Source organism: Paractinoplanes bogorensis, from assembly GCF_018829635.1.
GTDB classification, from domain to species: domain Bacteria; phylum Actinomycetota; class Actinomycetes; order Mycobacteriales; family Micromonosporaceae; genus Actinoplanes; species Actinoplanes bogorensis.
On the sequence record NZ_JAHKKG010000002.1, the window covers coordinates 606518 to 628139 of the forward strand.

General features: G+C 63.4%; 13 protein-coding genes. 8 read left to right on the forward strand and 5 right to left on the reverse strand.

Going from position 1 to position 21622, the window contains the following annotated elements:
* Positions 1-9: 9 nt before the first annotated feature.
* Entirely contained in the window at positions 10-903 is an 894-nt protein-coding gene (locus KOI35_RS07635; protein WP_215785307.1) for a Sco1979 family transcriptional regulator, read from the reverse strand.
* Positions 904-1199: 296 nt separating this feature from the next.
* On the opposite strand from KOI35_RS07635, the gene KOI35_RS07640 reads away from it, so the two are divergent.
* Complete coding sequence (locus tag KOI35_RS07640) at positions 1200-1523, forward strand: hypothetical protein (RefSeq protein WP_215785308.1); 324 nt, start codon at positions 1200-1202, stop codon at positions 1521-1523.
* A gap of 651 nt (positions 1524-2174) precedes the next feature.
* Positions 2175-2468: a DUF3040 domain-containing protein gene (locus tag KOI35_RS07645; RefSeq protein WP_215785309.1), complete on the forward strand. Its 294-nt coding sequence runs from the start codon at positions 2175-2177 to the stop codon at positions 2466-2468.
* Between the two features lie 4 nt (positions 2469-2472).
* On the opposite strand, the gene KOI35_RS07650 is transcribed toward KOI35_RS07645, so the two are convergent.
* On the reverse strand, positions 2473-3312 hold the full coding sequence (locus tag KOI35_RS07650; protein ID WP_215785310.1) for a phosphoribosylaminoimidazolesuccinocarboxamide synthase: 840 nt from the start codon (positions 3310-3312) through the stop codon (positions 2473-2475).
* Positions 3313-3426: 114 nt separating this feature from the next.
* On the opposite strand from KOI35_RS07650, the gene KOI35_RS07655 reads away from it, so the two are divergent.
* The 6 genes from KOI35_RS07655 (at position 3427) to KOI35_RS07680 (ending at position 18985) form a co-directional block, all read left to right on the forward strand.
* Positions 3427-5838, forward strand: coding sequence for a DUF3427 domain-containing protein (locus KOI35_RS07655; RefSeq protein WP_215785311.1), 2412 nt, complete (start codon positions 3427-3429; stop codon positions 5836-5838).
* A gap of 222 nt (positions 5839-6060) precedes the next feature.
* Positions 6061-7626, forward strand: coding sequence for a 3'-5' exonuclease (locus KOI35_RS07660; RefSeq protein WP_215785312.1), 1566 nt, complete (start codon positions 6061-6063; stop codon positions 7624-7626).
* A 4-nt stretch (positions 7627-7630) separates the two neighbouring features.
* Positions 7631-11404, forward strand: a complete 3774-nt coding sequence (locus KOI35_RS07665) for a protein kinase domain-containing protein (protein ID WP_215785313.1) — start codon at positions 7631-7633, stop codon at positions 11402-11404.
* The gene (gene mads7 / locus KOI35_RS07670; protein ID WP_215785314.1) at positions 11401-13026 is read left to right on the forward strand and encodes a methylation-associated defense system protein MAD7; all 1626 of its coding nucleotides are present in this window, start codon (positions 11401-11403) and stop codon (positions 13024-13026) included. Before KOI35_RS07665 ends, mads7 begins: the two co-directional genes overlap by 4 nt.
* Positions 13023-17930 carry a helicase HerA domain-containing protein gene (locus KOI35_RS07675; RefSeq protein WP_215785315.1) on the forward strand — a complete coding sequence of 1636 codons (4908 nt, stop codon included), beginning with the start codon at positions 13023-13025 and terminating at the stop codon, positions 17928-17930. The genes mads7 and KOI35_RS07675 overlap by 4 nt, the downstream gene beginning before the upstream one ends.
* A 182-nt stretch (positions 17931-18112) precedes the next feature.
* On the forward strand, positions 18113-18985 hold the full coding sequence (locus KOI35_RS07680; protein WP_215785316.1) for a YDG/SRA domain-containing protein: 873 nt from the start codon (positions 18113-18115) through the stop codon (positions 18983-18985).
* A gap of 30 nt (positions 18986-19015) precedes the next feature.
* On the opposite strand, the gene KOI35_RS07685 is transcribed toward KOI35_RS07680, so the two are convergent.
* From KOI35_RS07685 to KOI35_RS07695, 3 genes are read right to left on the reverse strand one after another with little or no spacing between them, the layout of a single operon-like run.
* Positions 19016-20107 (reverse strand): outer membrane protein assembly factor BamB family protein, encoded by a 1092-nt coding sequence (locus KOI35_RS07685; RefSeq protein WP_215785317.1) that lies wholly within the window; start codon positions 20105-20107, stop codon positions 19016-19018.
* A 54-nt stretch (positions 20108-20161) separates the two neighbouring features.
* A complete protein-coding gene (locus tag KOI35_RS07690) occupies positions 20162-20767 on the reverse strand; it encodes a DUF305 domain-containing protein (protein ID WP_215785318.1) in 606 nt (201 codons plus the stop codon).
* Positions 20764-21573 (reverse strand): lytic polysaccharide monooxygenase, encoded by an 810-nt coding sequence (locus tag KOI35_RS07695; RefSeq protein ID WP_215785319.1) that lies wholly within the window; start codon positions 21571-21573, stop codon positions 20764-20766. Before KOI35_RS07695 ends, KOI35_RS07690 begins: the two co-directional genes overlap by 4 nt.
* Positions 21574-21622 lie beyond the last annotated feature (49 nt).

A 21622-nucleotide genomic window follows, 5' to 3' on the forward strand; every position in this document is an offset into this window, starting at 1 on the left:
CGCCGAAGATCAGGCCGGACGTCCGACCTCATGCAGAAGTTTGCCCAAAATCTCCGGCGTGTGGTTCGGCGGCTCGGCGTCGATGCAGACCCGCTCCATCGCCATCGCGTACTGATCCACGTCTTCGCGCTTGTCGAGATAGATCGCGCTCGTCAGCTGTTCGACATAGACCACGTCGGGCAGCTCGGGCTCGGGGAAGCGCAGGATCGCGAACGGGCCGCCCGCCGCGGCGTGACCGCCGGCGTGGAACGGGATGATCTGGAGCCGGATGTTCGGCTTCTTGGACGCCTCGATCAGAGCCTCGATCTGCGCCTTCATCACCTCGACGCCGCCGATCGGGCGGCGCAGCACGGCCTCGTCGATGACGGCCCACACCTGCGGGCCCTCGGGCCGGTCGAGAATGGCCTGTCGCTGGCGGCGCAGCTCGACCCGCTTGTTCATCTCTTCCGGAGTGACCCCGGCGTGACCCAGCATGATGACCGCGCGCGCGTAGTCGGGCGTCTGCAGCAGACCCGGCACGAACTGGATCTCATAGGTGCGGATCAGCGTCGCGGCCGCCTCGAGCCCGAGGTAGGACTGGAACCAGCCCGGCATCACGTCGCTGAACTGCTGCCACCAGCCCGGGTTGTTGGCCTGGCGGGCCAGGACGAGCAGCGCCTCACGCTCGTTCTCGGCGACCACGCCGTAGAGCGTCAGCAGATCGCTGACGTCACGCTCCTTGAAACTGACCCGGCCGAGCTCCATGCGGCTGATCTTCGAACCCGAGGCCCTGATCTCCCACCCGGCGTCCTCACGGGTGATTCCCTTGGCCTCGCGCAGCCTGCGGAGTTGAGTGCCGAGCAGAATGCGCAGAACGGTGGGGCCGCCGGTCGGGGCCTCCTCCTGCTGCGTACCCGCGCTCACCTGGCTCCTCACATCGCTGGTCAAAGGGGCTGCCGGCCGCAGTCCCCAAGCATCCTAAGGGGGAGATCGTCGACTGCGAAACAGCCCAAGCACTCGCCCGAGCGTCTGCCCGCTGCGGATGCACGTGCATCCGGCCTTGCGAACGCCTTAGTACGCGAGCATGATAGCTGACAGACACGCACCGCCTGCTGACTCAGCGTGGCGGAAAGTTCGGCTTCTCGGCCGGCACGCACGGCTCGGTGGCTTCCCCCGCCACCCGGACGACCGAGTCCCCGAGATCATGGAGGGTCATCTCGATGTCCACGGCACCGACGTCCGCCCCGACCATCGCCCCGCCCCAGCGTGACCCGGCGGATGTAGCGCCCGCCGACAGCTACCACCCCTCCGACCGCGTGTGGGTCTACCGCGACGGCTGGCGGGCCGGAGTGATCGAGGCGGCTTCCCCCCGCGCGGTCACCGTGACCTACCGCCCCGGCGCCCACCTCGGCACTGGCGTCGACACCTTCACCGCGCCCTATGTGACGGCCCGCTCGGGCGAAGACCCGGCCGTCGACCGTCGCCACCTCGGACGCGGCGTCTACACGCCCACAGGCCTTCCGGTGCGCGGTTCCGCGGCATGACCGGCGCCATTGCCGTCGCGGCTCTTGTCGGCCTGCTGAGCCTCTTGGCCGGCGTAGCCCTGGGATGGCACATGCGGCGCACCAATGACTGGTGCCCGTCCTGCGGCGACCAGATGGGCTGTGCGGCCTGCTCCACGGTCGCCCCCTGATTCACTCTTCCCTTTTCGGCCCGGGACTGTCCCGGGCCTTTTTTGTGCCCTTTCCGTGACAGCGTCCTTTCGTTCCGTGATCCACTGTGGCCTTCGGCGTAAATTGTTACCGCCGGTGCAATAATCTTCGCCGCTCCACCGCCCCTGGCCTGGGAGTTCGTCAAAAATCAGGAACGGCGACGCTCCCGTTCGCGGACCGGCCAAATCGGACTGTTAAAGCGGTTCAGAATTGCCGTCGGGCGCCTTTTCCGACCACGCTTCGTAAGCACGTCACGTCCCCCATTCGAGGAGACGATCCATCCCTCTTACATCACCTTGTCGGAAATTTCGGGCACGGGAAGTTCGGTGATGGGCGCGAATAGCAGAGGGCTGGTTTTGGCCTTGTCCAGCTAACTCGGGCCGGAACGGTTCGTTCAACTGTGAGTGGCGTCGCGGGTTACCGCGCCGCAACGGTGGGTATCAATGCGCCTGCCGAGCAGACCGGCAGGCGGAGGTACCTCTCGTGCTCGACCCCAAAGACAAAGCCACGTTCGACGGCCTGGTGACGGAGCTCCGCTCGGCCGACCCCAAGTTCTGCCGGCGCGTCGACCGACTGGGCACGCCCAAGCCACGCCTGTACACGGCACTGGCCTACCTGCTGTGGTTCCTGGCTCCCGTGTGCATCGTGCTGGGCGGTTGGACCGGTGCCATCTTCGCGCTGATCGCCACCGCGTACGGGATCCGCCTCTATCGCAAGCGCAACGGCAACGCGCCCCAGCCGGCGTGGTGGGTCGCCACCCGGGGCCGCGTGCCGTAGGCCCTTAGCGCCAGGTGTCCCCGGTGAGCCGCTCGTAGACCTCGACGTACCGGTTACGCGTGGCCTCGACAACTTCGTCCGGGATTTCCGGCCCAGGCGCCGTACGGTCCCAGTCGGTCAACGACGACGACCAGTCCCGCAGGAACTGCTTGTCGAGATACCGCTGCGTGCCCCCCGGCTTCCACTCGTCGGCAGCCCAGAACCGCGACGAATCCGGAGTGAGCAGCTCGTCCCCAAGAGTGAGCACGCCGTCTTTCGTCAGACCAAGCTCAATCTTGGTGTCCGCGATGATGATGCCCTTGGCCTTCGCGATCTCCTGACCACGGCGGTACACCTCGAGCGTGATCCGCTTGAGTTCGGCGGCCTGCTCTTTGCCAACCTTCGCTTCCACATCCGCGTAGGTCATGAACTCGTCATGCCCCTCACCAGGCGGCACCTTGGTGGTAGGCGTGAAGATCGGCTCAGGCAGATCCGACCCTTCAATCAGCCCCGGCGGCAGTTCGACACCGCTCACTGCCCCGTCCCGCTCGTACTCCTTGAGCCCAGAGCCGGCCAGGTAACCCCGCGCGATGCACTCGACCATGACCATGTCGAGCCGCTCACACCTGACCGCGCGCCCCGCCCACTCAGCCGGCACGTCGGTGCTGGAGATGACGTGGTTCGGGACTACGTCGGCCAGCTGCTCGAACCACCAGAGGGAGAGCTGGGTGAGGATCTTCCCTTTGTCCGGAACAGGCGTCGGAAGCACAACGTCGTAGATAGAGATCCGGTCAGACGCAACCAGAAGGATGTCCTGGTTGTCCGCGTAGACCTCACGGACCTTCCCCGAGTGCAACAGCTCCACGTGCTCCCCTTAGCTCACCAGGCATACGGGGATCACGCTATCCGACTGAAAGTCGGGAGGGTGCAGAGCCCAATCCCCCCTCGGGCTGCACCGCAAGTCCGGCACACTGACCCCGTGGCCGATCAAGTTTCTGCCGGACTCCTGCAGGTGAACTCTTCCGATCTGTCCCTCGGACCCCGCGCAGCAACCGTTCCCCCGTTGGTGGCTGGCACCTCATCCGACTCGACCGCAAGCCTGGCACACCATTTAGCTCAGCAGGTTATTCATGCGCTCGAGTCAGTACCGCTCGAGGATCGAGCTGTCTTGGGCGCGGAAGTAGTCCAAATCCTGACTAAAGCCCTCCAGAGCCAGGCAGCAGTCGGACTTCGCCTCGAGCCCTTCCAGGAGCGACTCCTGGAACTGATCGCGATCTCCCGGCTGAACGGCTACCGCAGCAACCTGCTGGTGTCGGCGACAGGTACCGGCAAGACGGTCATGGCTGCCGTGGACTACCTCCGGCTCCGCAATCGTCTCGGTCACGCACGCCTACTTTTTGTCGCACACCGGAAGGAGATCCTGAGCAAAGGCTTGGCGACCTTCCGGCAAGCGCTAGGAAACGACACGTTCGGCGAGCTTTGGGTTGGTGGAGAACGGCCAACGCGCTTTGACCACGTCTTCGCTTCAATCCAGAGTCTTGCCAGCGAACGCCTCGACCAGTTCGCTGAGGACCACTTTGACGTGATCATCGTCGACGAGTTCCATCATGCCGCGGCGAAGTCGTACGCCAAGCTGCTTAATAGGTTCAAACCACAGGAGTTGCTCGGGTTGACGGCGACTCCCGAACGGACCGATGGCTTACCGATCCTTCACTGGTTCAGCGACCGCATTGCCGCCGAACTTCGGTTGTGGGACGCGATCGAGCAGCATCGCTTGACGCCGTTCCTCTACTACGGGATTCACGACGGCATCGACCTTCGGGACGTGCCGTGGCGCCGTGGGCAGGGCTATGACGCTGATGCGCTATCCAACAAGTACGTTCGGGACGGCAACTGGGCACGGTTCGTGTTCCACCAACTCGCTGACCGCGTCGGCGACATAACGAAGATTCGCTGCCTGGGGTTCTGCGTAAGCATTACTCACGCCCAGCACATGGCCGAGCAGTTTCGTGAGCTTGGGCTCGCTGCCGTCGCGGTCTGGGGTACTACCTCCGAAGCCGACCGCGCAGCCGCCCTGGCCGACCTCGAAGCGGGTCGCTTGCAGGTCTTGTTCTCCGTCGACCTTTTCAATGAAGGGATAGACCTACCCACGGTTAACACCTTGTTGATGTTGCGTCCGACCGACAGCGCCACGCTCTTCCTGCAGCAACTCGGACGCGGCCTACGCAAGTCCATCGGCAAGACGGCATGCACCGTGCTCGACTTTGTCGGCCAGCACCGTCGAGAGTTTCGCTTCGATCGACGCTACCGGGCGTTCCTCGGAGGCAGCCGGCGCGACCTTGAGACCGCAGTAGCGGAACAATTTCCTTACCTGCCAGCGGGCTGTCACATGGAACTCGACGCCGTCGCGCAAGAAATCGTCCTTCGCAACGTCCGTGACGCTGTCCCAACGAGGTGGTCCGCCAAGGTTACCGAGCTCCGGGCACTCCATGAGGCGCGCGGCGAAGCATCGCTCGTCGAGTATCTCCACGAGACCGGCCTCGAACTTCTCGATCTCTACGAAGGAAACCATTCCTGGTCAAACCTGCGCCAGGATGCTGGGTTGCCTGTAGAGGCAAGAGGCCCAAACGAGGAGGCGATGCGTCGTGCCATCGGCAGGCTTCTCCACGTTGACGATCACCAGCGCCTTGGCACATACCTCAAGTTTCTGACCGCCGACCCTCCCCGGGTCGCGGCCTTGGAGATCATCGAACAGCGACTCCTACGCATGCTGGTGGCCAGCATGTGCAACCAGGTACTGGCCAAGCACGACAGTTTGCAGCAAGCGACAGATCTACTGTGGGCTCATCCGCAGGTGTGTGCCGAGCTACGCGAACTGCTCACGGATCTGCAGGACACGCCGAACCATCTCCACCATTCAGCGCTGCCAGATGTCCCGCTACAGGTTCATGCGCGCTACACGCGTATTGAGATCCTCGCCGCCATCGGCGCGGGCAGCGGAGCAAAGACTCCCGAGTGGCGGGAGGGGGTGTACGACGCGGCGGGCATCGGCGCCGACGTCTTCCTCTTCACGCTCGACAAAACCAGCAAGAAGTTTTCACCGACGACCCGGTACCACGACTACGCGATCAGCCCGGAGCTGATCCATTGGGAGAGCCAGTCCGGGACCACCTCGAACAGCCCGACGGGTCGGAGATATCAACAGCACGAAGCGATGGGTCGACACATCCTGCTCTTTGCGCGGAGCAGCGTAAATGACCGTGCGTTCTGGTTCCTCGGCCGCGCCTCCTACGTGAGCCACCAGGGAGAACAACCGATGGCAGTGACGTGGCGCTTAGAGACTCCGCTGTCCGGCGACCTCTTTGCCACCTTCGCCGCGGCGGTCGCCTGACAGCCTCCGCCTACACGAGAGCTTCTGATCACTCGTTCCTCGCAGGTCTCGCATATCACTGTCCTGAGTAGCGCCATGCCAAGATCGGCCGGCCGGCCGGGCATCGGGCTCGACCGGCCGATGGCTCGTCATTCGTTCATTCCAGATCTGTAGATCATTTTGGATGAACGGATAACCGCGATGGCGAGGCGACAACGACATTTCCTGTGGTAAAACCTAAAAATGCAGCGCCAAAATGGCCTAACCGAGATGTTTGCGCAAGCTTGTGAGCAGCTGGGGATGAGAGCGTTCACACCCAACATAAGCGCCTGGCCGGATGTTGTGGTGCTCGACAGTAAGCGGTCATTACTTGCGGTTGATGTTGTTGATGAGACGATTGAGCCCCGCGACCGTACAGCAACGGTCTCGCTTAACCGGAAAATATCGAACCTCCGTGACGACATCCCGATGATCGCCGACCTGCAAATGGTCCGCAGAGTACTAATGCCCGGCTCCTCCGTAAGCGGCACGGTCCTCCTCGGCGCCGATGACGTTGCGGCCGGCATCTGGCTCGAGGGCTGGCCCCAGGTGGAGGTCTCCATCGAGGCGCTAGACGAGGTGGAGCGCAAGCTGACCCCCGCGCTCCAGTTCGCCGAGGTCCCGATACGGGCGGTGACGGACGCCGGTGCTGACGCCCGCGCTGACCGCAGGCTGGTCCTCGACAGCCGCCAAGCCGACATAGCTACTCGAACCATTACCGATGTCGCCATTCTCCGAGGCCCGCCGGGAAGTGGCAAGACGCTGGTTCTAGCCGCCCGGGCACGTTGGCTCGCCCAAAATAATCCGAACTGGGTAATTCAGATCTTGTGTTTTAACCGCCTTTTAGTCCCTTATCTGCGCAGCCTTGTCGAGGAAAAACCAAACGTGCACGTCAGCACTTTTGGTCGATTCGCACGTGCACAGGGCCACAGCCTCAACCTCAGCGAGGAAGCAAAGGCCGACGCGGATCTCCAAAAGTCGATAAACCGCGGGATCGTACCCACACTCGACGCCTTACTGATAGACGAATGGCAAGACTTCCTTCCGGCCTGGACAACATTCGCTTTCGCCACTCTCCGCCCGCACCGAGGCGGAGCGCTCTTGGCCGGCGATCGAATCCAGGCGCTGTACTGGGACGCGGACAACGACAAAGCGCTCGCTGAGCGGGCGGTCGAAGAGATCGACCTGACCCAGCCGTACCGCTGCACTGCTCCCATCCTGCACGTGGCCGAAGCACTCGATCCCGCTTACACCGTCACCGGGATCGATGATGCACCCGATGGCGAGCCGGTCGATCTCGTTTGGGCCGACTCACCGCGCGATCAGGCCGATGCCGTCGCTGCGGACGTGAAGCTCTTGCTAGCCGATGACCGCCGACTAGACGAAATCGGCATTTTGGTTACTTACAAGCGATTGGTCGGCGCTGTGTGTCACGCGTTGGCGGATCGCGATATTCCGTACCGCCTGGTCAAGTCCAGCGGTGCTGACGACTACCAACACGGCTTGCCAGCGGTCACCGTGATGACCGTGCACTCGGCGAAGGGCTATGAGTTCGCTGTGGTGTTCCTCGTAGGCCTGGAGGGCCTACCTCGGCCGGACACCGCCGAGAACGCCCGTTGGGGTCGAGTCGGTTATGTGGGCGCCACACGCGCCAGAGACCAGTTGGTGATCACCTATTCCAAGGACGGCCACTACCTCGACCGCCTGCGCGCGCTGCCTAACCACACGCGCCGTTGGACGTGGCCTGACGACTACCCCGAAGGAGCCTGAGACCGTGGCCGAGCTACTAGTTCTTGGGGACTGGGAAGGGCCTGGAGAGGAACGGACGGCTAAGAGTCTCGCCGCTGAACTGCCGCCGAGCTGGGAAATCATCGCGGGGCGCAAACTCCCCGGCAAGGACCGAGACGACGTCGACCTGTTGGTTGTCGGCGAGCAGTTGGTCTTCTTGCTCGAGGAGAAGTCCTGGGGGCCGGCGATTGTTGCTGGCGATACGCGCTGGGAGGTCAAAGGGCAGTACCGTCCGAACCCGTTGGATCGCGCGAACCACCTTGCCCGTGTTGTCGCTGGGTGGCTTCGCGACAAGGTACCGAATTGGTCGGATGCAGCTAAGAAGCAGAAACGCGTAGTTGCCGGTGTAGTGCTGAGCCATCCGCACCTTCAACTTTTCGCAGCGAGAGAGCACGACCCACGGGAGTTGATTCTGCCGTTGTCGACGGCGGCGCGAACTCTCGTCGACCTAGACAAGGCGGCGAGCCCTGGCCTGACGCCGCTACGTGCTAGAGCTCTGGCTGTCCTACGCGGGCTAGGCCAGCGTGGACCTCGGATTCAAAACATCGGGTCCTACGTCGTGCAACAGGAGTTGGCCCCAATTGGCCGCGCGCGGTGTTTCCGTGCGCACCAGGACGGGCAGGAGGTACTCCTCCGGTGCTACCCGCTTTATGGGTGGGACAACGACGATCCCGAGACGTTCATCCGCCGTGAAGAGCATGCGATTCGGACTCTCGCCACCCAGGGCCGTGCTACTCAGGGACGGACATGGCAAGCCCAACCGGTGTTTAAAGACGAAGACCATCAGTGGCTTGTCGTGGTGGTGGTTCCACCGGTGGAGACGCGAAACCTCGCGGTCTCGGTGGCTGAAGCGGACCCGGCGCGACCGCTCCCTACGGATCTGGCCCGAGGCGTCATACAGGACGCGTTCCAGGCGCTCGCCGAAGTGCACGAGACCGGGATTACCCACCGGGCGTTACACCCCCGGCGGATCTGGCTCGGCCGGCAGATGCGGGTCTGCTTCAGCGACTTCTACTGCGCACGGATTGCCGGAGCGCAGAGCATCGCGTTGTTCGTTGACGACGGCGATCTCGGCCAGCCATATCGTGCCCCCGAGTGCGAAAGCAGCCTCGTACTCGCTACGTCTGCATCCGATGTCTATTCGCTGGCACTGTCGTTAGCCGGTTGGCTCATGGGTGAGACGTCCGATACTCCGAACGCCGTGGCAGTCGCCGAGGCGCTGAGCAGCCACGATCTCGTCGGTGAATTACTCATCGAGTGTCTGAACACCAATCCGAAGAGTCGACCAACAGCCGTGGACGCCGTGGACCGGCTTAGGCCGGAGACTGCTGTCGAGAGTCCTCCGCGACCGGAAACCAATGTCTTCGCCGTCGGTCAGACGATTCAGGAGCGGTATCAAATCAAGAGGCAGCTCGGTCAGGGCAGCTACGCCACCACATGGCAGGCATGGGATGTCGATCGCCAGCAGACGATGGTGTTGAAGGAGTTTCACAGCGCCCGATCAGCAGCACATACCGAGTATGCGTTCGCCGACAAGTTCCGGAACAACTCGTGCGCCAAGGTCTATGACGTCCAGCTCAAGACTCCTCCAGGATTCCTGGTACTCGAATACATCGATGGCGAAAATCTTCGCGACCGGGCACGCCTGGCCCCCATCGATTTGGGCCTGGCCCGCCGGATCGCCAAGCGGATCTTGGACGCGCTGAGCTACATCCACGGCCTTAACCGCGTCCACGCGGACGTCAGCCCCGGGAACATCATCGTCAACCCCGATGACGAGGCCTTCCTCATCGACTTCGGGCTGGCGGCGGTCGTGGGGGAGCAGGGGAGCGTCGGCACGCCAGCCGTGATGGCACCGGAGGTTCTCGACGGACAGCACGTCTCCACCCAGAGCGATCTGTATTCGTTCGCGGCGAGTCTCGCAATGGCCATGCTGGGCCGAGCGCCCTATGTCGGAGACGCATCGGACGGCGCCATGCGGGATAGTACTCCGGCCCCTCCCACGCCGCGCGAACGCGAGTCGTGGGGTCCGGAAGGCGCAGCCTTCCTCGACGCACTGTTCCGAGCCTTGGACCCGGCTCCGGCCAATCGGCCGGCCGACGCGAGAGAGCTCGACCGGCTACTCGACATCGCCCAGCCGAACGTCCCCGCGTCAGGAAAGGAACAGATCAACCCCACCGTCAACGATCTGCGAGCACTCTATCGGGGCAGCTCCGGAGGCAACGCCGGAAATCGAGGTCTGGACGATCCATTCGCCGAGGACACCTACGTGCAGACCCGGCTCGACAACGAGCTGCTGCCCGCGATCCTCGACGGTCAGCTGCAAACTCTTCTTTTGACCGGGAACCCGGGTGACGGAAAGACGTCGTTCCTGGCCAAGGTCTATACGGAGCTTGTCGCTCGAGGCGGCGTCGCGGTACGGAAGGATCCGGCCGGCTGGCAAATCGATCGCGACGGGCGATCCTTCTTCGCGGTCTACGACGCAAGCGAGTCCCATGAGGGCGCCTCATCCGACGACCTCCTTCAGGCGGCGTTAGGCGATCCGGCGGAAGCTAGTAATAGGACGACGCTCATCGCGGCCAACGACGGCCGGCTACTCCAGTTCTTCGAAGACTTCGATGACGTGTACGGGGACATCGCGCACGAAGTCCGTCAGCAGATCCACCGGGGCGCCTCGGCCACCCCCAAGGTCACTGTGGTTGATCTCAAGCAGCGTGCCCTCGCCAACCTCGAGCGTCAGGGCCTGGCGGCCGACATCATTGACAACTTCGTTCAGGACCACCGCTGGGAGATCTGCTCGACATGTGCATCACGCGACATGTGCCCCATTCGCAAGAACGCGGACGGGCTGCAGAACGATGCCCGGGAAGCGGCGGTCGAGCTCATCCTGATTAGCCACCTTCGGCGACGACGGCGGGCAACCTTCCGAGACGTACGATCCGCGATCGCCTGGCTCATCACAGGCGACCACACCTGCGCCGAAGTCCACGAGGCCCGCCAACAGGGACTCGACCTCTCTCGCGATACCTCCTATCTACTGGCCGACCTCGCCTTTGACCCGGACTGCGGTGACTATCTCGTGCGGGAATGGACTGACATGGACCCGGCGCTGGTAGCCGCGCCCGAGGTAGAACGAGCGGCGAGGATGGACCGAGCGCTGCATTCCGACCCGGCACTGTTTAATCCCCGAGCGGCGATGGCCGCCTTCCGAGGCCTCTTTATGGGCACCTGGTCCGCCGACAACATCACCACACGCGATCGAGTCCGCGCCTACAGGTACCTGCCCGATTTCATCGACATGCTTCTCGACCCGACAAGCGGTCGATACCTCGAGCGCATTCTCCTAGGAGCGAGCCGACTGGTCGGAGCCCCGCTCTATGACAAACAGGGGCTGGCCATCCGGGAAGGGGATCTGAGCAGCGGATGGGCTGTCCTGAAGTCGATCCCCATGGACCAGTTCACGCTGCGCGCTGACGGCGGCGGCCAGGAGTTCGTCGAGTCCATACCCGACCGACTGACCCTGCGGCATGAGGCCGGCCCGAGTACCCCGCTCACTCTTGACTCGGTCGAACTGCTCCTACGCGCGGCCGACGGCGAGATTCTCAACGACGTCCACTCCGACGCGGTGCGACAAGAGCTCGACGGCTTCGCCGCCCAATTACGGCGGCAGAGCGCCACGATTGTGCAGATTATTGATCCGGCCGGATCAACCGCGGTGGCAACCCGGCTCGGACAGCGAATCCACCTGGATGTCCAATGACCTTTACGATTCCAAGGGGCCTGAAGGATCTCAATAGCCTGGGCTTCTGGCTGTTGGTTCCGTGTGAGCTCAGCGACGTCGATATCGATCGCATGATGACACCGATCCTTGAGATGGCGGTACGACAGGGTCGAAAGGGCACAATCAGACCAGACAAGCTTGGTTATCAGTACTATCTGCACGAGCTGAGCACGTCCGAAGACCTTGAAGGATTCAGGACCCCGGAAGGGCGTGGATTTCTGGACGGGTGGGTGCGGACGTCAGTCATGAAAGTCAGCGCTAGCGAGAAGATGGAGTATATGCAGCCGCTGACTATCGCTACCTACAGGTCCGGCTTGGTCACGCGCATCAGGAATCGGCAGGCCGACGACCTTGCTTATAAAAGCATGGTGGCGTCGCTACAACGTCAGGGTAGCGAAAATCCCACCGCCGAGATCAAGCAGATCTTTATGGATGTCTTCGGTCGCGGCGTCGAGCTAGGCCCCATGCCGTCCGCCACTCCGGAATACGATCGTGTGACCGAGATCGACATCAACAGCCTGCTGCAGCTGGTCATGCTCGAAAAGTTCGAGGGAAGCCAGAAGTTCCCGCCGCAGCGAGAGAAGGTCGATAAGGGATTCGCCGTTCCCGGAGCCATTCTTCCCATCGGCTCCGACATTCTTCGATTGCTTCGATTCTACGGCCCCAAGATGCCTCCGGCCGAGGCTATGTCACTCCTCATCTCGGTGCTGTCGGTTCGACTCTTCCAAATGCCCCTCAGGCTTGGAGCAGCGGCTCGCAAGCTCCTGCGCGGCGAAAGTTGCGAAGACCTCGAAAACGCGGATGCGGACAATCCCCTGGAAATCTTCTGCGACTTCACCAGAGAAAAGGGTGGCCCTTCCGACGAGCTATCCAAGCGTTGCATACGGCGCGATCTGGACAACATGAGGTCATTCTTCACCGACCGGCTCCTCATCCGCACCCTCCACGAATCTGTCGGATTGATGGTCGACGAGAAGCCCGACCTGAGCAAGATGACTTCCTCAGAGGAACTGAAGGTCGCCTGCAGCCTGCGGGACAATCTGTACATGAAGGTCGCCCTGCGCACTCATTTGATGCGTATCCAGAGAGCTCTCGAAGATGAATCAGGTGACGAAGGACTCGCCCTCTTAGCCGAGGTCGAGGACGCCGGACTCAGTCCAGCCGACCAACTCGCTGCCGTTCTCGTGGAGGGCCTGCGCGCGCGTGGCCTTAAGAACCAGACACTTTGGTTTTACACATCCGGGGGAATAAGTAAGCCATACGGAATCTTGTCTGGCTCGATTCGAAGCCGCGCTTCGTGGCGCTACGCGCCGAGCGACGAGTTGCTCACCGCCCTTCTTGCCCTCTGCTTTGTCGAGCCCGGCGGAAGGCGAACGGTCAACCGGCTTCCGATAGGTGAGGTGTTGGCCCGCCTAGAAAGCCGTTTTGGAATCTTGGTCGCGAAGCCGCCCGCAATGTTCGACGATCCAGACGCGCGTGCCGGCGCGGCGGCGAACCTCGAGGCTTTCACGCGAAAGCTTCAATTGTTGGGTTGCTTCCAGAGTCTTTCCGATGATTTCAGCGCTCAGTTCGTGAACCGTCCGAGGGAGGCTGCCGCATGAGCAACCACGACATTGGCCTCCTCACCGAGGCCATCGCGGCCGAGCTGATCTCTGGCCTGCAAGGGGTTCGCCCAGGTCACTGTGCGCGAGTTGACGACGTCGACAATGCGATGGCGACGGCCCTTGCGGAGATCCTCCGATCGAACTTGCCGGACATGGATGTCCACGTGCTCGAGCAAACGCCAACAGGCAAGCACAGCATTGACTCGGACCGTGCGGTCGAGCTGCGCAACCGAAAACTCCGGCCGTTGCTTCTCTTGGTCCCCGCGGGCGAGGGACACGCGGCCAGCTCGCTCGACAACTCCTTTGACCGGCTTCCGTTGGTCGGTCTCATGCGTCAAGCCGCGGAGACGTTGGACCGCGGCTTGCGGCCTTCGGAAGTCTCGAACGAGGTGTTCGCGCTACGCCGTCTCATCTCCGCGCGGGCAGGTACTGCGGCCTGGTCAGAGTTCCTGGCCGCAATCAGCAGCGATCCAACCGAGCCCACCGTCGGCCGCGAGCTCTGGCGGCTGGGACTAATCCCGGACCACGGCACCTCGATCATTAGCCGACTGGAGAAAAACGAAAGGGCGGCCAGAGCGATCGCGTTCGCCCGTCGGTCGAATGCATCGATCGGCGAACGGCTGGTGGATGCCGGCATTCGCGAATCGACCGAGCGGTCACACTTGCGGGCGTTTCTGGAGACGGTCGGAGTGCCCCTGTCGAATCCGCGGCAGTGGACATACCGGCTCGCGTCACAACGCGACGGATCGCTAACGTTCGATAAGTGGCCTCTGGCCGACGACGTCGAAACCAACCTCGGTGCGGTCAGCATCGCACCCTTCCTCAAGGCCGACCAGACTCTCGACAAGCAGTGCAAGCTCGAGATCGGTGACCAGAATGAGCTGATCTGCCGAGTGCCCGAGGATGGCGAAGGTGTGGTCGTCGTCAAGTGGACAACGGACCCGCCGAAGACCGACGCGGTGGACAAGTGGCTCCTGGAGGTTTTGCCGCCCGAGGACCAACGCACGGAAGAGACAACGCCGATCGGGAGCGCGAAGGCAGCCGGCGATCGGCGGCGCGCGACCGTCAAGGTAAGCGCCACCGAGGACGATCTCGCGAACGGCCGCCAGTTTGTCGTGCACCTCAAGGCACTAGACAAGAACGGTGACAGCGTTCTTCTATCGGACTATTCGCCGGCGGTGGCGGACAGCCAATGGTTCGAGGTCTCGGTCGTTGATGCTCAAACGCCGGACCAAATCCGCAAGTCGTCGGCTCATTCGTTGCCCGAAGCGATCGTCGACGCAGCACTCAGCGGCCTAGATGACCATACCGAAGACGTCGGCCGATGGGATCCGGCCGGCCAGATCTTCGCGCTCCGCCTGGGGAGTCGGCGTGTCGTTCAGGTGCGGGTTTCTGAACTCTTGGTTCAGTTGCAGCAACGTGCCACAAGCGAGCCCGATCAGCCGATGGTGTTGGCCGCCGAGTCCAAGCCCGGCATTCCGCTAACCGCGGACGATGTCGTCGGTGAACCCATCGAGCTGCCCCGTACCCTGGGCGAGAGGCGGACAAAGCTGCTACGAGCCTTTGGCGAGGCAATCACCCGGAATACCGCTGAGTCGGTTATTTGGACGACCGAGCTCCACCAGCAGGTGGCCGAGTATCTCGCTACTTATCGGCGCGCGCTCGATGCCAACCCCGAGCAAGCGCCTGCGCTACTTCGGCTGGAGACCTTGACTGTCCGGGCCCGGGCTGCGACGGGTCCGGTCGTCGGAGTAGTCCTCCTGCCTCTTCACCCTCTGCGTCTCGCGTGGATCGCCGCCCACGACCAACTTCTGCGGTCGTGGGCGGAAGATCTGACCGATCTTCCCAAGGCGGCGCGCCCGACCAGCGTCGATGCTGCTCTAACCCGTCGTATCTCGCCGGCAAATATGCCTTTTATGGTCTTAGGCGACGACGACATCCCGATGCTGTACGACTCGGAATTGACTCACGGGAGCGCTCTCTACCTGCCGATCGACGAACCGGCCCGAGAGTCGGCGGCCGAGGCCATCTGCGATGCATTACGTGTAACTCGGGACGCTGGGCGCGTTCGAACGACCTCCGCCCTGCTGCGCGAACGCATCACGGCGTTCCGACGCGGCCATCCGGGTGGAACCGCCTTGCGCCTTCTCGCTGTCAACCCAGGGCGCGGCGATGTGGTTGCCGATGCGATCCGTCCGCTCGTCATGCCAGATGACGAGGAGGACGGGGCCGAGGGCACTCGGCTGGAGGTGACCGCCTATACCGATCACGTCTCCTTCATCGAGCCGGTCAGCCTCCTCCAAGATCTTCAGCGCAACCTTCGTCTATCGGCACGCGCATCACGAGCTAGTCATCTATCGCCACCGTTGTCGCTCTCTGTCCGGCCGATGTCTGCCGCTGCCTCGGACGACGCTGGAGCCCACATCGCGATTGTGCAGAATCTCCCCACCTCAGAGCGCGGCTTCACCACCCAGACAACTGGGCGGACAGCCTCCTTCCGCGACCTGCTAACACCGACAACGACACGCCTGGTTGACGGTACGGGCGAACTGCGACGGTGGAGCATCATGCCGGCCTTGCACACACGCCCAAACACTGATCATGGCGAGCTGTCTATGGCGCACCGCGTCCACCAGACGGCCCTAGCCCGCCACCTAGGTCTCGGCGCCGGCACGCCCACAGTGGAGATCACTGTCGACTCGACTCGAACAGAAAATCTCCGCCGACTCCATCAGCGAGCCGACTGGATCCTGACCGTAGACCGCTTCCTCGGCATCAACCTGTACGAGCAGGCTCTTCAAACCGGTGGGCGGGATGAGTATCTGTTGGATTACGCCCCAGACTTCATCGAGGGCATCGGCGACCGTCTCACTGTTACGACCGCCCATCGAGGAGAGGTCGCCTCGCTGCTAAGCAGCGCCATGAAGGAGATCGACCTTGCGCCGTTCGATGCGAGCGTGGGCGACCTGCTTCGAACGCTGTCTGTCGTGTCGGGCCGTCTTGCGCTACGACTGCTGGGCGAGGACAACCTCGCCCGAGAAGCGGTCAGTCTTGGCGCTCTCGTGATGCACCTGTTGAAACAGGGAGAGCTCGACAATACGATCATCATTCCGGTCGATGCCCATCCGGAGATCTTTGGCTCCGGAACCGGAAACGACCGTACACGGCGCTGTGACATGCTCTTGGTACGAGTGAGCCAGCGCGCGTTCCGCATCGAATGTGTTGAGGTCAAGGCGCGTCGAGAGGCGGCATTGCCACAGGCCCTTGCCGACAGCATCGCCGAGCAGTTGACCGATACCAAATCTCTGCTGGTCACACGCTTTTTCGCCATCGACCCCCCACGCATCGACGGCGAGCTGCAGCGTGCACGCCTCACCAACCTCCTCCATTACTACGCCGATCGGGCCGCCGCGCATCATCTAGTCGACGCCAATCGCATTACCGATCTCCACAAATGGATCGACCGAATCGAAGAGCAGCAGGAGAACCCCGAGATCACCATGCGGGGATACGTCATCGCGCTGGGCGGCGACGAAGGGTTCCCGGCCCGGCACAACGACATTCCGATGACCGTCATCACGGCTCGCGAGTTGGGCAAGGTGGGCTTCAGCACTATCTACGAGGCACCTCCGCCGAAGAGCAGCCAAGGTGGCGGAGCATCGGCTAAACCGCCCGCTACGACCAAGACGAGGGCGGCCGCCCGACCCGATTCAAACGACGCCCCGACGCCGCCAACCCCCGAAAACGTAACGCCTGGACCGCAACCTCCGACGGTGACGAACGAGCCAGCGCCTCGTGACAGACGGGCGAACGAGGAGTTGGCGAACACGGCAGCCCCCAAGGACGACGTTCAGGCGGAGGAGCGGAAGTCGGGTGTGGAGTCAGTTGAGGTGACTCTCGGCGACGACTCGACGGGAGCTGCCGCGACGTGGCGGATCAGCACCAAGGGCAGTCCGCACGCATTCATCGTGGGGATTCCAGGGCAGGGCAAATCGGTCACCACGCGCAAGATCATCTCTGACTTCGCCGACCAGGATCTGCCTTCGCTGGTGTTCGACTTCCACGGCGACATGGCCGCCAACCCACCATCCCAGGCATTGGTGGTTGACGCGTCACAAGGATTGCCATTCAACCCGCTCGAGGTCCGGGCCGACGTCGCTCGACCAGCGAACAACGCATCGTGGGAGATCGCCGAGGTCATGGCCTACGTGTCTGGGCTGGGTGAGATCCAACGCAATCACGTCTACAAAGCCCTCCTGCAGTGCTACGGCGATCTCGGTTGGCGAGAAAATGAGGTGGGCAGCGCACTTCCTCGCCTGGCCGACTTCGCCACCGCCCTTGAGGCAGTCGAGGCGCAGGCTCGGGGACGTAATGCTCGAGATCGACTGCGTCCGCTGACCGACTTCGGGTTGTTCCGCGACGACGCAGAAGGCACGTTCGACCCCGCTTCCACCGGCGGAATGATCGTCGATGTCAGCGGCCTGGGCCTTGAACAGGTGCAACTGGCGGCCGGCGCGTTTCTGCTGCGCAAGGTCTATCGGGACATGTTCAGGTGGCCCGAAGACGGCACCATGCGGCTCGCCGTGGTACTCGACGAGGCACATCGCTTGGCCAAGGATGTCACCTTGCCCAAGCTCATGAAGGAGGGTCGGAAGTACGGGGTGTCGGTCGTGGTCGCCAGTCAGGGTGTTGACGATTTCCGCCGCCAGGTACTGGACAACGCCGGCACCAAAATCATCTTCCGGACCAACTTCCCCGGCTCGAAGACCGTGGCGCAGTATCTCCGCGGGCGCACCGGCCAGGATCTCAGTCAGCAGATTGAGCAGCTCGGGGTCGGGCAGGCCTATGTCTCAACACCCGAGCACGTCCAGGCTCGCAAGATCTACATGAGACCGAGTTAGAGGATCGATTGGGCGGGCATGACCGACCAATCTTGCCCGCCCTGGCCATCCATCGTTCTCCTCCGGACCCAACCCAGGTGCCACAGACACCATTTGATGAGGAGTTCAAACCTAGTCGCGTGTAACGTTGTCCCGTATGCGCTAGGCAGTTGCCTAATTCTTTTAAAGTTTCAATCTTCCTCATGCCTGAGAGGACATACGGGGAGATCACCGGGTTCCCGATTGGATCCACATTTAACAATCGCCGCGAGCTTCATGAGGCCGGAGTCCATCGGCCGACGCAAGCCGGCATCTCCGGCGGCAAGGACGGCGCTGACTCGATCGTCGTGTCAGGCGGCTACGAAGACGACGAAGATTTTGGCCACGTAATTATCTACACCGGGCAGGGCGGCCAAGACCCTGATACGCGGGAGCAGATCGCGGATCAGGTGCTGACCCACGGCAATGCCGGGTTGGCACGCAGCAGCATCGAGGGCCACCCCGTGCGGGTCGTTCGCGGCGCGGGCGGCGACGCTGAGCACTCACCCGCAAGCGGTCTCCGCTACGACGGCCTCTATCGCGTGGCCGATTTTTGGCATGCCACGGGTAGAAGTGGATTCCGGGTCTGGCGCTTTCGCCTAGTGGCTGACGGCGAAACGGACCCAGCGCTCGACAACGACCAAAGCGATGGAAGCGATGAACCCGCGGCGCGTGCGCAGGTCACCATCCAACGCATCGTGCGCAACACCGCCGTCGCGCAACACGTGAAGGAACTGCACCGTCACGCCTGTCAGATTTGTGGGATCCGCATCGTGACCCCCGCTGGCCCATACGCGGAAGCAGCGCACATTCGGGGATTGGGTAAGCCGCACCACGGCCCTGACACTCGCGGGAATGTGCTGTGCCTATGTCCCAACCATCACGTCATGTTCGATACCGGCGCTATCTATATCGAGTCCGACTGGACAGTGCGCGACAGCCTCACCAACGATGTCGTCGGCAAATTGCGACGCTCCCCGTCTCACGCTATCGATGTGAGGCAGTTGGACTATCACCGCGAGCACATCGCCCTCTGACGCACGTAGGTGTGCTGCTCTTGGCGGACATCACCGGCGTGGGGCGACGGCCGTTAACTTGCCAGCTTCGGCCAAGTAGATGGAACCGCCCGTCACAACCTGCGCCCCACGAGCGATACCCGGACTCACTACGACGCCCGAAGCTGCGGACAAAATTGGCCCACCGACATAAACCAATCCGCCTGCGCGTACTGGCTGGGTGGCTGGTGTGGCGAGGGTTCGGGTCCAGACCACGCGACCGTCTCGGATGTCTAGGGCTGAGACCTTTCGGCCGACTGCTCGGTAGACCCGCCGGCCGTCGGTGGCCAGCAGCTTGCTCTGCTGGCCGGGGGCTGTCCAGAGCAGCGCACCCGACGCCGCATCGATCAGTGAGAGGGCGGCCCCGTCAGTGGTCAGGAAGCGTGTCGGCGTAGCGCTCTCGGCGTACATGGAACGCGGTTTTGTCCACAGCACCGCTCCCGACGGCAGGGTGACCGCCGTGGTCGTGGTGCCCTTGGTCAGCAGGAGACGGCCGGCGGACGCGGACGACGACGACAGGTAGCCGACCTTCCGCCACATCTGGCGACCATCGGCCACGCGATAAGCGACCGTGGCCGTTTCGTCGGATTCGGAGCTGCCGGAGATGACTGCCACGCCTCGGTCCACCACAAACGAGTCGACCGGCATGTCCAGGTCGTGCCGCCACCGAACGCGGCCCGTCGCCACGTCGAGGGCGACCAACCGCCCGTTCGGGTCGCTGGCTGAGTGGCAGTCGCCGTTGGCCAGCAGCAGCAAGCCGGACGCCACGGCCATCGACGGCGTGGTCGAGTCCTCGACGTCGTCCCAGTCGAAAGTCCAGGATCGGCGACCGCTGGACGCCTGGTAGGACGCGACCCCGCGGGCATCCGTCGCGATGACGGCACCGTCGGCGACCAGCGGTGCTGACGGGCCCGAGCAGGACGGGGACGAGCTGCGCAACGGCACCGACCAGCGCTGGGTCAACGTGTTGATCGTCGAAGCGTTGATCTGTGACTCGGCCGGGTTGTAGTAGCTGTCCTCGGCGTCGTAGCCGGCGTGATCCCAGCCGGGCACCAGTAGAAGCGAGAGAAGCGCAGCTAGCAACATAGGCTTACGAAAGCACATGAAAACGCCGAAAAGGGCAGCCCCGCCAGGCTGCCCCTCCGGAGAACGAAAGTACTACCCGTTCATCAGCTTCAGCATCTGCTGGATCTCGCCCTGCCGGGACTGCTTCACCCGGTCGGCGAACTTCTTGGTCTCCTCGTTCTTGCCGCCGGCGGTTTCGATCTTCGACATCTCCATCGCCTGGTGCTGGTGGGCGAGGAAGAGGTTCAAGAACGCGGTGTCGAACGACGCGGCCTTCACCGTGGTCAGGGCCTTGATCTCGGCCGCGCCGGTGCCGGGCAGTCCGCCGTGGTCGGCGTGCAGGCTCGGCGCCTTGTCGACCTCGGTGTCCGCGCCCCAGCCGGACAGCCAGCTCTGCATCATGGCCAGCTCGTCCTTCTCGGTGACCTGGATGGCCTGAGCCAGCGTCTTGAGCTCGGGGTTCTTGGCCCGCTTCATGGCCGTCGACGTCATCTCGAGGCCCTGCTTCTGGTGGAAGACCAGCATCTGCAGGAACATCACGTCGGTCTCGTTGTGCTCGTCGCCAGCCTTGATCTCGGCGACCGCCTCGGCCGCGACGGTTGCTTGGCTGGCCGGCGGCGGCGCCGAGGAAGGCGCGGTGCCGCACGCGCCGAGTGCAAGAGGCGCGACGATCATCAACCCGAGAAGGCGGCGCTTCACAGCGGAAGCCAGAGCGCGAGCGTGTAGATCGACGGCTCCCAGCTGTTCAGCGAGGTGTGCGACTGGCGGCACTGGTACTTCGCGCCGTTGAAAGTCACCACGTCGCCCGTTTTGTACGCAGTGCCGGCAGCCCACGAGCCACCACCAGCGGCCGGAGGAGCAGTAGTAGTACCGGCCGGCGGAGCGGGCGGAGTGGTCGGCGCAGCGGTCGGCGGGGTGGTGGGAGACTTGGTCGGCGGCGTGGTGGCCGGCGGCTGAGTCGGGGTACCGCCACCACCGGAGGAGCCGCCGCCCACGTTCAGGTCGACGCAGTTGTAGAAGGCGTTACCGGTGTCCGCGATGTTCCACACGGCCAGCACCTTCTGGCGTCCGGGGAACTTGCTCAGGTCGATCTTGTGGTTGACCACCGCGGCCGGCTGCGCGCCACCGTCGTCGATCGAGGCGACCCGCGTGCCGCCGATGAAGTACTCCCAGGTCGAGGTGCGGTGGCGAGCCGTCAGCACCCAGCTGAAGTCGACCGTGGAGCCAACCGCCTTGGCCGGCCAGTTACGCGACTCGTCGGCCAGCACCGAGAAGCCGGCCACCCCGCCGTCGCAGGACTTCAGCCCCTTGGGGCCCTCGACGCTCTGCGGCTCGAACTGGATCTGCCCGCAGTTGGCCACGGCACCCGACGCGCACAGCGCCTGGCGGCTCGGCGGCGACGACACGTACCCGTGAGCGGAGGCCGGTGAGACGACCCCGAGGGTGGCACCCGCTGTCATTCCGAGGGCAACCAAGGGGTAGGCGATCTTCCTGCGCATATCCACTCACTCCGTACTGTCTCGTTGCGGCAGTTACGGCGGGGACGCTATTGGC